We start from the raw sequence: 13,781 nt of genomic DNA on the forward strand, positions 1-13,781 counted from the left end.
ACTGCGCAGCCCGGCTCCCGACAAGCCGGATCCGAAGCTCGCCAAACTGGCGGCCACCGTGGGGCTGCAGCCGCTCAGATCCCCTTCAGCTGCCCGCCCGCCCCCGCCGGCGCCGCCAGATAACTGAGGCTGAGCAGCACCAGACCCGCCGCCGGCGCCAGCACGGCCGTCGGATCCCCGGATCCCTGCTGGAGTGCCTCGGTGGCGGCATCGACGGCCCGCTGCCATTCACTGAGCAGCCAGGCCGGCGCGAGCAGGGCCAGCAGCGCCAGCTGGGGCCACTGGCGCAGCAGGGCCCAGCCCAGGCCCGCGCCGATGGCCCAGAGCAGCAGCCCCAGGGGCCAGTGGGCCTCGAGATGGAACAGCTGGCCGGCCAGGAACAGGCCCGCCCCCAGGGTCACCGTGCCCACGCCGTGCAGGCTCACCGCCAGGGGCGGGAAGCGGCGCTCCACGGCGGCGCCTCCCCCGTGCAGGCCCACCACCAGCGCCAGCAGCAGGCCGAAGCGCTGGCCGGGCCCGAGGGCCGCCCAGTGGGTGGAGACGAACAGCAGCAGCCCGGCGGCTACCAGCACGCCCCCCAGGGCGATGGCCACCAGCACCGGTACCCGCAGCCGCCGGCGGCCGGGCTGGGCCCGCTCCCAGGCCAGGATCGCCTCGGCGCCCTCGGCATCGATCAGGCCCGCCTGCCGCCAGCGTTCCAGCCGTGATTCCCAGCCGTCAGCCATGGCCTGAGGCTACGGGGACAGGGTGGCCCAGTCTCCGCGCTCCGCGTGAATGTTTTCCGCCGGGGCAAAGCGGCAGGGCGGGGCGATGTGGATGATGCAGAGATCCTCTGATCCGTCCCGTTGCCGGACATCGGAGCGCCACGGCCCCATCCTTCGCCCGTCGACAGCCCTGCTGACGGACGGAGCAGGACCGCCGAGCGGGAGCGGCGCCTGATCGAGGAGCGCCATCGGCTGCTGGCCGAGAACGCCAGGGATGTGATCTGGACCATGGCGCCTGATGGCTCGATCACCTCGGTCAGTCAGGCGGTGGAGAGCCTCCGGGGCCTGACGCCGGAGGAGGCGATGGTCCAGCCGATCGAGCAGATCCATCCCCCCGACTCCTTGGCGATCTCCCTGGGTTACTTCACCCAGCTGCTCGAGGACCTGCAGGCCGGCCGAGCGCCCCAGTCCTTCCGCGGCGAGCTGGAGTACTACTGCCGCGATGGATCCACCGTCTGGATGGACGTGATCGCCCTGCCGGTGCTGGACGAGCAGGGGGCCTTCCTGGAGCTGCTGGGGGTCAGCCGTGACATCACCGAGCGCAAGCGCACGGCGCTCGAACTGCAGCAGGCCCGGGCCGAGGCCGAGGCGGCCAACCAGGCCTTGCTGGCCGCCAACCGGAAGCTGGTGTTGCTGGCCACCACCGATGGCCTCACGGGGCTCTGGAACCGGCGGGAACTGGATGAGCGGGTGCGTCGGGAGATCGACCGTGCCGATCGCTACGGCGCTGACCTGTCCCTGGTGCTCTTCGACATCGATCACTTCAAGGACGTCAACGACCGCTTCGGCCACCTGGCCGGCGACCAGGTGCTGGTGGAGCTGGGTCGACGGGTGGAAGCCCAGCTGCGGAGCTGCGACGGCGTCGGCCGCTGGGGCGGCGAGGAGTTCCTGGTGCTGATGCCCAACAGCCGTGCCGAGGAGGCCCGTCAGATGGCGGAGCGGCTGCGGCAACGGGTGGAGGCGGAGCCCTTCGCGGTCGTGGGACGGGTGACGATCAGCTCCGGGGTGGTGCAGCGACGGCCCTGGGAGTCGGCCGAAGCCTGGTTCCACCGGCTCGATCAGGTGCTGTACCGGGCCAAGGAACGGGGGCGCAACCGGGTGGAGCTGGAGCCGGAGCCGGGCTGCTGAGCGCCGGCCCCCCTTTTGCGACCATGGGCCCACTGCCCCAGGCCCCCCGTGTCCGCCGAGCCCCTGCCCAAGACCTACGACCCGGCCGCCACCGAGGCGCGCTGGCAGGCGGCCTGGGAGGAGGCCGGTGCCTTCCATCCCGATCCGAACGCCCCGGGTGAGCCCTTCTCGGTGGTGATCCCGCCGCCGAACGTGACCGGCAGCCTGCACATGGGCCACGGCTTCGAGACGGCCCTGATCGACACGATCGTCCGCTTCCAGCGCCTGCAGGGGAAGAACGTGCTGTGCCTGCCCGGCACCGACCACGCCTCGATCGCGGTGCAGACCCTGCTGGAGAAGCAGATCAAGGCGGAGGGCGGCAGCAAGGACGACCTGGGCCGCGACGCCTTCCTGGAGCGGGCCTGGGCCTGGAAGGGGGAGAGCGGCGGCACGATCGTGGGCCAGCTGCGCCGGCTGGGCTACTCGGTCGACTGGCGCCGGGAGCGCTTCACCCTCGATCCGGGCCTCAGCGCGGCGGTGGTGGAGGCGTTCGTGCGCCTGCACGAGGAAGGGCTGATCTACCGCGGCGAATACCTGGTGAACTGGTGCCCGGCCTCGGGATCGGCGGTGAGCGATCTGGAGGTGGAGATGAAGGAGCTGGACGGTCACCTCTGGCACTTCCGCTATCCGCTCTCAGGCGGCCCGGCCGCCGATGGCACCGACCATCTGGTGGTGGCCACCACCCGCCCCGAGACGCTGCTGGGTGACACCGGCGTGGCGGTGCACCCCACCGACCCGCGCTACGCCGCCCTGGTGGGCCAGACGATCACCCTGCCCCTGGTGGGGCGCCAGATCCCGATCGTGGCCGATGAGCACGTGGACCCGGCCTTCGGAACGGGCTGCGTCAAGGTGACCCCCGCCCACGACCCCAACGACTTCGCCATCGGCAGCCGCCACGGCCTGCCCCTGATCACGGTGATGGCCAAGGACGGCAGCATGAACGCCGCCGCCGGCCGCTTCGCCGGCCTGGATCGCTTCGAGGCCCGCAAGGCGGTGGTGGCGGCGATGGAGGCGGAAGGGTTCCTGGTGAAGGTGGAGCCCCACCGCCACAGCGTGCCCTTTTCGGATCGCGGCAAGGTGCCGGTGGAGCCGCTGCTCTCCACCCAGTGGTTCGCCCGTGCCGAGCCCCTGGCGGCCCGCTGCCGGGAGGCCCTCGACGGGGGCGCGCCCCGCTTCGTGCCCGAACGCTGGGAGAAGGTCTACCGCGACTGGCTCACCGACATCCGTGACTGGTGCATCAGCCGCCAGCTCTGGTGGGGCCACCGCATCCCCGCCTGGTTCGTGGTCAGCGAGACCGGCGGCGTGATCACCGAGGCGACGCCGTATGTGGTGGCCCGTGATGCCGCCGAGGCCGCCGCCAGGGCGGAGGCCCAGTTTGGTGACGTGCAGCTGGAACAGGACCCGGACGTGCTCGACACCTGGTTCTCCAGCGGCCTGTGGCCCTTCTCCACCCTGGGCTGGCCCGAGGGCGAGGCCGCCGATCTGGCCCGCTGGTACCCCACCAGCGTGCTGGTGACGGGCTTCGACATCATCTTCTTCTGGGTGGCTCGCATGACGATGCTGGCCGGCGCCATGCAGCCCCTCGGCGCCGGCAAGGCCTGGATGCCCTTCGCCGACGTGATGATCCACGGCCTGGTGCGGGACGAGAACAACCGCAAGATGAGCAAGAGCGCCGGCAACGGCATCGATCCGCTGCCGCTGATCGAGCGCTACGGCGCCGATGCCCTGCGCTTCGCCCTGGTGCGGGAGGTGGCCGGTGCCGGCCAGGACATCCGCCTCGACTACGACCGCAGCGACGGCAGCTCCGCCACCGTGGAGGCGGCGCGCAACTTCGCCAACAAGCTCTGGAACGCCACCCGCTTCGCCCTGATGAACCTGGGCGGCGAGACGCCCGCCAGCCTGGGGGCGCCGGACCCCGCCCACCTGCAGCTCGCCGACCGCTGGATCCTGTCGCGGCTGGAGCGGGTCAAGCGCGAGACGGCCGAGCGTTACGGCAGCTATGGGCTGGGGGAAGCCGCCAAGGGGCTCTACGAGTTCGCCTGGAACGAGGTCTGCGACTGGACGATCGAGCTGCTCAAGCGCCGCCTCAACCCGCGGCCCGCCGTGGAAGGCGAGCCCCTCACCGCCGAGGTGCTGGCCGACCAGCACGTGGCCCGGCAGGTGCTGGCCAAGGTGCTGGCGGAGCTGCTGGTGCTGCTGCATCCGCTGATGCCCCACCTGAGCGAGGAGCTCTGGCACGGGCTCACCGGCGCCCCCGAGGGCACCTTCCTGGCCCTGCAGTCCTGGCCGGCGGCCGGCACGGCCGCCCTCGATGAAGGCCTGGAGGCGTCGTTCGCCGAGCTGATCGAGGCGATCCGGGTGGTGCGCAACCTGCGGGCCGTGGCGGGCCTGAAGCCCAATCAGGGGGCGCCGGTGCTGTTCATCACCGGCCGCGAGCAGCTGGCTGCAGTCCTGCGGGAGGGCAGTGCCGACATCACCACCCTTACCCGGGCGGAGAGCGTGACCGTGCTGGATCCGGCGGCGGCGGCGGCCCGGCCGGCGACCCGGGCCCTGGCGGCGGTGAGCGGCGAGCTCCAGGTGCTGCTGCCCCTGGAGGGCCTGGTCGACCTCGATGCCCTGCGCGCCCGCCTGGAGAAGGACATCGCCAAGGCCACCAAGGAGATCGCCGGCCTGGCCGGCCGCCTCGCCAACCCCAACTTCGCCGGCAAGGCGCCGCCCGAGGTGGTGGCCGAGTGCAAGGCCAACCTGGCCGAAGCCGAGGCCCAGGCGGCCCTGGCGCGGCAGCGGCTGGCGGATCTGGGCTGAGGAGCCCGGGCGGATCGGGCCGCCGCCGCCTCAGCGGCGAAACGCCGGCCGGTCCTCCTCGCAGATCACCAGCAGCAGGCTGTCCTCCACGGCGGTTTCGCGGTGGGTGTCGCCCGGCTCCACGAAGTAGAAGCCGCCCGCGCTGATCGTGTGCGGCTCCTCGCCGCCGGCCTGCACCTCCATCGTCCCCTGCACCACGAACACCTGGCACCAGTAGGGGTGGTGATGGGAGGGAATCGTGAGGCCCGCGGGCAGCCGGTAGAGCCCCGATTCCACGTTGTGATCCCCTTCCCACAGGCGGCAGGCCTGCATCGGGATCCCCCGCACATCGATGGAGGTCCAGCGCTGCTCTTCGGTGGGGAGGTAACGGGTCATCGCTTCGGGGTCCGTGGCCGGACTTCCGTGCCCTTCAACGGTAGAACGCGATGAAGGTCTCGGAGATGGAGTGGGTGGCACCGGGGCATTGCTGAGCCGATACCTCCGCTGCCAGGGCCTCGAGAAACGCGACCCGCGGATAGGGATGGAGCAGGGCCTGCCGCTCCCACTGCTGCGCATCAGGAACCTGAACGATGGCGATGCAGTCACCACCGCCGAATTCCCACCAGAAGCGCACATCCCCATCAGGGAGGGTGATGACGACATCGCCGGAGCGTCCTTGCGATTCCACGCGGACCTTTCCCCTGAGGCTGAACATCTGGCTGGATGAAGGTGGCTTGGATGAAGGCGTTCCATCATCCATCCCGTGAGTGTTGACAGGCTATGTCGGTCCAGCATGCTTGTGAGCTTGCTTTGCTGTCTGGCCTTACCTCACGGCGCTCTGAATCGTGTTGCCACTTCACGCAGAACAGCAACCAGGTGCCCCGAATCCAAAACGGCCTCAAAGTGTCCGTCGCAGAAGCGGTCTTTGCGGGCATGCACGGTCAGCAGCTTGCGAAGATCCGAAAGAGTGGCTGCTCTCAGGGCCGCAGGGTCTTCGTACAGGTGCTCCGCAACTTCTTGCCATTTTGACCAGTCAAATGAATAGACAACTTGAGTAGCGTAAAGCGTTTCCATGAACTCATGGATGGTATGGAATCGAGCCGTTGAATCGCTATCGAGCGATCTAGCATCTTCGAGTCGATCAATCCATGCCACGAGCTGAAGCCAGTCCGGACGCTTTTCTTTTGCCACTGCGTTCAGCCTGTCTAGGGGTCCTTGATGGTGTCAGACTAGCTCTCGCCTACACGAAGAACGATGCACTCCTGGTTCAGGAGGGCCAGGTTCGATGACCAGTTCGAGCGGAGAAGTGCAGCACCTGCCAACGACTGCACTGGGCCTTGCACGTGAATAGCAGAAACTCTTGCAGGAAAGCGCAGCGAGTCCCTGAATGCTTCACAGCCAGACGGGCGTCTTCCCTGTGATCGGCCCCCTTGGCTGCACCGGTTACGAAAGCCTCCCACACAAGAAGACTGCCAGGCGCGGCTTTGATGAAATCGTCCCAGTTCAGATGCCCACTGACATGTCCTTTGATGAGTGACCGTGTCCGCGCCAATACCCAGGCGACCTGGGCCACCCCCGTAGCCAGTGCCCCCGCTCCCGCCCCGGCGCTCCATGGACGCGAGCCTTCGCCCGGCCTTCCCTTTCCGAGGTCGCCTTCGCATTCGGGAATAGGAACGAAGAGCGGACACTCGAAGCCGAGAGCAACTGACTCCCTGGCGTTAAGCCGACGTGCAACGTATTCGGCAAGCTCGGATGGCAGAGTCCCAGTGGCGCCGTCGCAAGCGGCCCACGCAAAATTGCCTTGCGCAACGGAGCCAATGTCAGCGCATGCGATGTGCATAAGGGAGGGGTGTGGGCTTAACGCTGGCCATCACCAGGCCGCAATGAGTATGTGAAACGGACGCCCACGGGCGAGGGGAGTGACCGGGGGCGCGTCAGGTGAATGGCTGTGTTAGCCGATTTCACGCGCGCCTCATAGGTCAGTCGGCTGAAGACCGGTATTCTTTGCAATTCGGGATAGCATTCTCGGGCCTATCTCCTCACCATCATGGAACGCATAGACATAATCGGGATATCCGGCACGTTGAAGAGTCTTGTGTGATCCTGACTGGCGCTTTACACGCCACCCTATGGCGTGTAGGGCTGCCAACATTTTCTTCGCCTTGACTGAAGGCCAGAGACTCATGCACTGATGGGAAGCGAAAGGGTGATGCTCACAGGCTCGGATTCACCATGCTCAAGCCTGTCGGCAATAACTCGTAGAGCCAGGATCTCAGCCTTTGACATTGCATCTGCAGCAGAGGTGCCATACGAAAGAACGCCAGGTAGCTCAGGAACCTCTGCGATCCAGCGTCCATCATGTTCTTGTTCGCACTCCAAAGTGAAATTCATCGCCGATCTACCACTAAGACCATCGTAGCAACAACTCAGGAAATTGGCGCCGTCTCCCATTGGCTGGCTCTGTACCCATGTCGTGGATTCGGCTAACGCTTATTGGATGGTTTCCGAGAACCACGGCCGAGCCTCACCGCCTTTCCGCGAACCACCATGAGCCTACAGACGGAGCTCGGTTGATCATCACGGCATGGCATCGTGTTTCACATCGAGTTGTTCATTCTGAGCCATGCGTCCGGTTCGGGTGCCGCTGGAACGCCGAATCATCGTGGATTGACCCGCTACATCCCCGCCGTCAGTCGATGCAGGGCGCTGTAATCCAGCCCATCCAGGCCGGCGGCCGTCGCCCGCTCCAGCAGCGTTGCCAGCCCATCAAGTCCCTCGGTCTCCAGGCCCACCCCACGGGCCGCCTGCAGGAACAACAGCAGGTCCTTGCGCAGGTGGGCGGTGGGGAAGTTGGGGTTGGCGTAGTCGTCGGCCAGTTCCTTGGCCAGCTTCTTGTCGAAGGTGGGGGCGTACAGGGCGCTGGCGCGCAGGATCGCCATGAAGGCCTCCACGTCCACCCCGGCCCGCTGCACCAGATGCAGGCTGAGACTGAAGCTGTGGGTGAGGCTGGCGATCAGCTGGTTGAGGGCCAGCTTGGTGGTGAGCGCCGCCCCCACCGGGCCCAGCAACCGCGGTTCACCGCCCAGCGCCGCCAGCACCGGCCGTGCCCGTTCCAGGGCCGCCGCCTCGCCGCCCACCATCAGTTGCAGCGTGCCGGCCAGGGCCTCCGGCCGGCTGCCCAGCACCGGCACCTCCAGCAGCTCCGCGCCCCGCTCCGCCAGTGCGTCAGCCAGCTCCCGGCTCTCCTCCGGCGCGATCGTGGCCACCTGCAGCACCAGCCGGCCCGCCAGGGCCGCGCCGGCCTGCTCCAGCAGCACGGCCCGCGTGCTGGGGCCATCGCTCAGCACCGTGATCACCACCTCCGTGCTCGCCACGGCCTCGGCCGGCGTGGCCGCCACCGACGCGCCCAGGGCCAGCAGCGGCCCGCAGCGCTCCCGGTGGCGGTTCCAACCGTGAGCCGGTAGCCGCTGCCCAGCAGCCGCTCGCCGATCGCCGCCCCCAGCAGGCCGGTGCCCAGCAGGCTGATCTCCATCGGTGCGGCCCTGCGGCGGCCGCCAACCTACCGGGGCTCTGGCTCGTCGGCTTCCGCTTCCAGCGGCTGCCAGCTCAGCGGCCCGAAGCGGGCCACCACGGCCCGCAGGCCATCGAGTTCGCGGCCGCTGCGGCCGCTGAAGCCCAGCACCACGCTGTCCTCGGGTACAGCCCAATCGACCGGGCGGTTGCCGGCATCGCCGCCGCCGCCGATGCGCTGGCCGTCGCTGCTGCTCAGGAACAGCCGGTCGACGCGGCTGCCGCTGAGGCCCTCGATGCGGCGGATTGTCACCCCTTCCGCCAGCTGCAGGACGCCCCGGTCGCCACCGCCGCCGCCGCCATGGAGCTCCGGCTCCAGCGGATCGCCCCCGCCGGGGGTCGCGCCGGTGGCATAGGCCGATCCGGCCCGCGATATGGCGCCAAGAAAGGCCGCGCGGTCGAGCGTCGTCGGAGTGGGTATATCCGGCTCGGGTACCGGGGTCTCGATGATCGGCTCGGCGTCGACGGGTTGCTCTCGTTGCTCGCGGTCACACTGGGCCAACCCAAGAACCAGTCCTGCGGCCAGGCCGAGGCGGACGACAGGCCGATCCCGCAGTGTTTTGACAGTCGCAATCCCAAGCATGCCAAGGCCTTAGCACACTCTGGCCGCAAGACGAATTTCCGTTACCCGTATTGACGGCGGGCCCGCCGACGCGTCTTGAGGGCGGATGACCCTTGACCAGATCATCGCCCTGACCGTGCTGGTGGCCGTGGTCGGCGTGCTGATCCATGGACGGGTGCGTGCGGATGTCGTGGCCCTGGCCGGGGCGGCGGTGCTGCTGCTGCTGGGTGTGGTGCGGCCTGTCGAGGTCCAGGCAGCCTTCGCCAGTCCTGCCGTCATCGCGCTCGCCTCCCTCTTCGTCATCGCCTACGCCATCGAACTTTCGGGCCTGCTCGGCCTGCTGATCCGGCAGGCGACGAAGCTGTGCGCGCTTCTCGGTGAGGCGGGTCTGTGGATCGTCATGATGTTGTGCGGCGCCGCGTCTGCCCTGCTGAACAACACGCCGATCGTGGTGCTGGCGGCGCCGGTCATCAAGGACGTGGCCGAAACGCTGAACCGTTCGCCGAAGCGGTTCCTGATCCCGCTCAGCTACATCAGCATCATGGGCGGCTCCTGCACCCTGATCGGCACCTCGACCAATCTGCTGGTCAATGACATGGCGAGAAACGTCGGCCAGCCGGTGTTCACCCTGTTCGAGATCACGCCGGTGGGTCTGGCCATCGCCGTCTGTGGGGCGCTCTGGTTGTATTTCGTGGGTGCGCGCCAGCTGGGCCGCGCGGTTGCCGACGATGAGGCCGAGGCCCTGCGTCGCAAGCGCGCCGAGGAAGCCCGCCTCGAGGCTGAAAGCCGGAGAGAGGCCCGGCGCTTTCGCCTGCCCTTCAACCTTCCGCGGCTCGGGGGGCACCGCAACCTTGAGGATGGATCCGGGGACGCCCAGCTCGGTGACATCAAGCTTTATGCCGCCGCCGACCGGCCGTTCGAGTTCAAGCGAGCCATGGTTTCGCTGAGCATTTTTGTACTGGTCGTTCTGGCGGCCGGCATGGGCTGGATTCCGATTGCGGCAGCAGCCTTCGGCGGGGCGGTGGCGCTGATCCTGCTCCGGATTCTTACTGCGGAAGAGGCCTATTCCGGCCTGCGACCGGATATTCTCCTGCTGATCGCGGGAATGGTGGTGCTCGGCATCGCCATTGAGGTGACCGGTCTGGGCCAGACCGGGGCCAGCCTGCTGATTGATGTCATCCGGCCGTTTGGACCGCTCGCGGCCCTGATCATCCTCTACGGGGTGACCCTGATCGCTACCGAACTGTTGTCCAATGCGACGGTGGCCGTTCTGATCACCCCCGTGGCCGTGGCCCTCGCCGTCAGTCTCGGCGTCGACCCCCGGCCGTTTCTGGTGGGGGTGATGATGGCGGCCTCGGCGGCCTTTGCCACGCCCTTCGGCTATCAGACCAATGTGCTGGTCTATCAGCTGGGCGGCTACAGCTATATGGACTTTGTCCGCATCGGCGTGCCGCTCAATCTGATCACCTGGGCCGCGGCCATGGTCGCCATCCCGATCTTCTTCCCGTTCTGAGCCCTACACGTCCAGATCGACGCTGACCGGCGCGTGGTCGCTGGGCCGCTCCCAGGCGCGCACCGGCTCGTGGATGCGGGCGCTGCCCGGCACGACCGCCGGGGTCAGGCCGGGTGAGGTCCAGATGTGGTCGAGGCGCAGCCCCCGGGCCGACTTGCGGAAGTCCTGGGCCCGATAGCTCCACCAGCTGGCCAGTTTCTCGGGATCAGGAAAGGCGTCGCGGATCGCGTCGCTGAATTGCCCGGCCTGCTGCAGCCGTGTCAGGGTCTCGATCTCGATCGGGGTGTGGCTGACAACCTTGAGCATGTAACGGTGGTTCCAGACGTCGAACTCGCCGGGCGCGATGTTGAAATCTCCGGCCAGCAGCAATCTGGCGCCCGGGTCCCGACGCTCGATATGGGCCGTCAACCGCTCATAGAAATCCATCTTGTGATCGAATTTCGGATTGAGCGCCCGGTCGGGCAGGTCGCCGCCTGCCGGGATGTAGAAATTCTGGATCTCGACGCCTTTGACCGTGGCCGGGACGCAGCGCGCATGGCCTTCGCGGCACAGGCCAAGGTTCGGGGCCTCGTCCAGCGGCAGGCGGCTGGCGATGGCCACCCCGTGCCAGCCTTTCTGGCCGCCGATCTTCAGATGCGGCAGGCCCATCTCCTCGAAGGCGCGCACCGGAAACTGGTCGTCGGTGCATTTGATCTCCTGCAGCAGCAGGACATCGGTCGCGCTTTCGCTGACGTAACGGGCGACCTGATCGATGCGCAGGCGGACGGAGTTGATGTTCCAGGTGGTCAGGCGAAGGGTCATGGGCCCGCCTTAGCAGGGGTTTGGGAGCCCGCGCAAAAAAACGCCCGGCCGCAAGACCGGGCGTCTTCAGAGGCGTCTCTGCCGCAGGGAGGGGGATGACATCCGTAGCGGTCAAATGGCTGTTTCCAGCCTGTGCCCATTCTGCAACGCAAAACCAAAAAAGTCAAACCGTAGCGCGGGGGCGATCCAATGTGGTTCTTTCGTCACGATTCGCCGACAGCGCGCAAGCGTCAACGATTGCGTCCGGGACGGCGGGTCGGGTCGCGCAGCTGGAACAGGCTGTTCGACAGACTGCCGGCGGGCCGCAGAGTGGTCAGCTGGGTGCGCGTCCGCGCGCCCTGGGCATCAACCACGGTCCATTCCTGCAGACGCATCGGATCGCCGGCAAAGGCCAGGGTGACGGAGCCGTCGTTCGGGCGGCGGGAATCGCGTGCCACCAGCGCAAAGGCCCCGGAGTCCCGACGCACAACCCGGTCGATGCGCACGCCCTGGTCCAGCCGGACCTCGCGCGACAGGAAGGTCGACAACGGCGTCTCGCTCAGCGGCACCTGGCGGAACACCTCGAGGCGCGGGTCATAGCGCATGACATTGTTGCCATCCGAGACGACCAGCAGGCCTTCGGGACTGGTGTATTCAAAGCGCATCTTGCCGGGGCGCTGCAGCCAGAACCGGCCCGTGCGGCGCTGACCGCCCGCGCCCGTCTCGACAAACTCGCCCTGGGCCGAGGTCAGGCCGCGAAGATAGGTCTGGGCGCGGGCCACAACGGCCTGATCCTCGGCCGAGAGCCCTGCCTGGGCCATGGCCGAGGGCGCGCTGACCAGCAGTCCGGTCACCCCCAGGGCGGCGCCGAGGCCGAAATCGCGGCGGGACAGGATGTGAGGCGTCGTCATGAAATCATCCTTGAAAGTGAAGCGGATCGAGGCTCGACCATCCCCGGTCTACAAGGCGCGGTCATGGCCCCAGCCTGACCATATTCCGGCGCTGCGATGAAGCCCCGTTCATCGAAATCGGGGCTCCATGCCGCACCGGCCCCGATCAACGCCCTTCCCGCGCGCGGGTTCATCCTGCCCTCAAGCAGCGAGCCGCCGCGCGGCGAGCGTTAGGGCCAAGAATCCCGCCCTCAAGCAGCGAGCCGCCGCGCGGCGAGCGTTAGGGCCCGTTACTAAAGAGGCGGCGGGCCGGCCAGCACGTCGCGCTTGCCGGCATGGTTGGCGGGGCTGACCACGCCTTCCTGTTCCATGCGCTCGATCAGGGTGGCGGCGCGGTTATAGCCGATCTGCAGGCGACGCTGGACGTAACTGGTCGAGGCCTTGCGGTCGCGGGTGACCACAGCCACCGCCCGGTCATAGAGGTCATCGCCGGTGCCTCCGCCGTCATCGCCGCCGTCCCCGCCGTCGCCATCCGGCTCGTCGGTGATCAGGTCCAGATAGTCGGGCGCCCCTTGCGCCCGCAGGTGGGCACAGACTTCCTCGACCTCGCGGTCGGTCACGAACGGGCCGTGCAGGCGGGTGATGCGGCCACCACCGGCCATGTACAGCATATCGCCCTGGCCTAGCAGCTGCTCGCCGCCCTGTTCACCCAGAATGGTGCGGCTGTCGATTTTCGAGGTCACCTGGAAGGATATCCGGGTCGGGAAGTTCGCCTTGATCGTGCCCGTGATGACGTCAACGGAGGGGCGCTGGGTGGCCATGATCAGGTGGATACCCGCCGCCCGGGCCATCTGGGCCAGACGCTGGACCGCGCCCTCGACGTCCTTGCCGGCCACCAGCATCAGGTCCGCCATCTCGTCCATGACCACGACCAGATAGGGCATGGGCTCGGGGCGAATTTTCTCGGATTCATAGACCGGTCGACCCTGCTCGTCGAAACCGGTCTGGACGGTCCGTTCGAAATGTTCGCCCTTCTCCTGGGCTTCCTTGGCCCGCGCGTTGTATCCGGCGATGTTGCGCACCCCCAGCTTGGACATACGCCGATAGCGATCCTCCATCTCGCGGACCGTCCATTTCAGGGCCACGACCGCCTTCTTGGGGTCGGTCACCACCGGGCTGAGCAGGTGGGGAATGCCGTCATAGACGCTGAGCTCCAGCATCTTGGGGTCGATCATGATGAAGCGGCATTCGTCGGGGCTCAGCCGGTACAGGATCGACAGGATCATGGCATTGACCCCGACCGACTTGCCCGAGCCGGTGGTCCCCGCGATCAGCAGGTGCGGCATGCGCGCCAGATCGGCGACATAGGGCTCGCCGCCGATGGTCTCGCCCAGCGCCAGCGGCAACAGATGGGCGGGCTTGTCATACTCACCCGAGGCCAGCAGATCGCGCAGATACACAGTCTCGCGTTTGGCATTGGGCAGCTCGATGCCGATGGCATTGCGCCCCTGAACCACACTGATGCGACAGGCGCGGGCCGACATCGACCGGGCGATGTCGTCAGCCAGCGCCACCACGCGGCCGTGTTTCACGCCCGGTGCCGGGACCAGCTCGTAGAGGGTGACGACGGGCCCGGGCCGGATCTGGTCGATCGAGCCGCGCACGCCGAACTCCTGAAGCACTTCTTCCAGCAAACGGGCATTCTGTTTCAGGGCGGCCTCGTCGACCGCGCCGACCCGCTTCTCCGGCTT

14 protein-coding genes are annotated in these 13,781 nt (G+C 67.7%); 3 read left to right on the forward strand and 11 right to left on the reverse strand.

The window, feature by feature from the left end:
* Nucleotides 1–74: 74 nt before the first annotated feature.
* Nucleotides 75–725, reverse strand: coding sequence for a DUF2157 domain-containing protein (locus VB737_RS11080; RefSeq protein WP_500312957.1), 651 nt, complete (start codon nt 723–725; stop codon nt 75–77).
* A gap of 120 nt (nt 726–845) precedes the next feature.
* On the opposite strand from VB737_RS11080, the gene VB737_RS11085 reads away from it, so the two are divergent.
* The gene (locus VB737_RS11085; protein ID WP_500312959.1) at nt 846–1,892 is read left to right on the forward strand and encodes a sensor domain-containing diguanylate cyclase; all 1,047 of its coding nucleotides are present in this window, start codon (nt 846–848) and stop codon (nt 1,890–1,892) included.
* Nucleotides 1,893–1,940: 48 nt separating this feature from the next.
* Nucleotides 1,941–4,736: a valine--tRNA ligase gene (locus VB737_RS11090; RefSeq protein WP_500312961.1), complete on the forward strand. Its 2,796-nt coding sequence runs from the start codon at nt 1,941–1,943 to the stop codon at nt 4,734–4,736.
* A 30-nt stretch (nt 4,737–4,766) separates the two neighbouring features.
* Here VB737_RS11090 and VB737_RS11095 read toward each other — a convergent pair whose 3' ends face one another.
* From VB737_RS11095 to VB737_RS11125, 7 genes are all read right to left on the reverse strand, one after another.
* Entirely contained in the window at nt 4,767–5,111 is a 345-nt protein-coding gene (locus tag VB737_RS11095) for a cupin domain-containing protein (protein ID WP_500312962.1), read from the reverse strand.
* A 34-nt stretch (nt 5,112–5,145) separates the two neighbouring features.
* A complete protein-coding gene (locus VB737_RS11100; protein WP_500312964.1) occupies nt 5,146–5,430 on the reverse strand; it encodes a hypothetical protein in 285 nt (94 codons plus the stop codon).
* 113 nt (nt 5,431–5,543) lie between these two features.
* Nucleotides 5,544–5,906, reverse strand: a complete 363-nt coding sequence (locus VB737_RS11105; protein ID WP_500312965.1) for a DUF6508 domain-containing protein — start codon at nt 5,904–5,906, stop codon at nt 5,544–5,546.
* Nucleotides 5,907–6,687: 781 nt separating this feature from the next.
* On the reverse strand, nt 6,688–6,900 hold the full coding sequence (locus VB737_RS11110; RefSeq protein WP_500312967.1) for a type II toxin-antitoxin system HicA family toxin: 213 nt from the start codon (nt 6,898–6,900) through the stop codon (nt 6,688–6,690).
* On the reverse strand, nt 6,897–7,106 hold the full coding sequence (locus VB737_RS11115) for a type II toxin-antitoxin system HicB family antitoxin (protein WP_500312969.1): 210 nt from the start codon (nt 7,104–7,106) through the stop codon (nt 6,897–6,899). Before VB737_RS11115 ends, VB737_RS11110 begins: the two co-directional genes overlap by 4 nt.
* Nucleotides 7,107–7,390: 284 nt before the next feature.
* Nucleotides 7,391–8,320 carry an NAD(P)-dependent oxidoreductase gene (locus VB737_RS11120; RefSeq protein WP_500312981.1) on the reverse strand — a complete coding sequence of 310 codons (930 nt, stop codon included), beginning with the start codon at nt 8,318–8,320 and terminating at the stop codon, nt 7,391–7,393.
* The gene (locus tag VB737_RS11125) at nt 8,275–8,787 is read right to left on the reverse strand and encodes a jacalin-like lectin (RefSeq protein ID WP_500312971.1); all 513 of its coding nucleotides are present in this window, start codon (nt 8,785–8,787) and stop codon (nt 8,275–8,277) included. The genes VB737_RS11120 and VB737_RS11125 overlap by 46 nt, the downstream gene beginning before the upstream one ends.
* A gap of 166 nt (nt 8,788–8,953) precedes the next feature.
* Between VB737_RS11125 and VB737_RS11130 the strand changes: the two genes are divergently transcribed.
* Nucleotides 8,954–10,360 carry an SLC13 family permease gene (locus VB737_RS11130; RefSeq protein WP_500312973.1) on the forward strand — a complete coding sequence of 469 codons (1,407 nt, stop codon included), beginning with the start codon at nt 8,954–8,956 and terminating at the stop codon, nt 10,358–10,360.
* Between the two features lie 3 nt (nt 10,361–10,363).
* Here the strand turns inward: VB737_RS11130 and VB737_RS11135 are convergent, their stop codons facing one another.
* From VB737_RS11135 to VB737_RS11145, 3 genes are all read right to left on the reverse strand, one after another.
* Nucleotides 10,364–11,161, reverse strand: coding sequence for an exodeoxyribonuclease III (locus VB737_RS11135; protein ID WP_500312975.1), 798 nt, complete (start codon nt 11,159–11,161; stop codon nt 10,364–10,366).
* Nucleotides 11,162–11,391: 230 nt separating this feature from the next.
* Complete coding sequence (locus VB737_RS11140) at nt 11,392–12,051, reverse strand: LolA family protein (protein ID WP_500312977.1); 660 nt, start codon at nt 12,049–12,051, stop codon at nt 11,392–11,394.
* A 272-nt stretch (nt 12,052–12,323) separates the two neighbouring features.
* Nucleotides 12,324–13,781, reverse strand: a 1,458-nt coding sequence (locus tag VB737_RS11145; RefSeq protein ID WP_500312979.1) for a DNA translocase FtsK, incomplete at its 5' end; no start/stop codon positions are given.

This window comes from Synechococcus sp. BA-120 BA3, assembly GCF_034931285.1.
Lineage (GTDB): Bacteria > Cyanobacteriota > Cyanobacteriia > PCC-6307 > Cyanobiaceae > Cyanobium.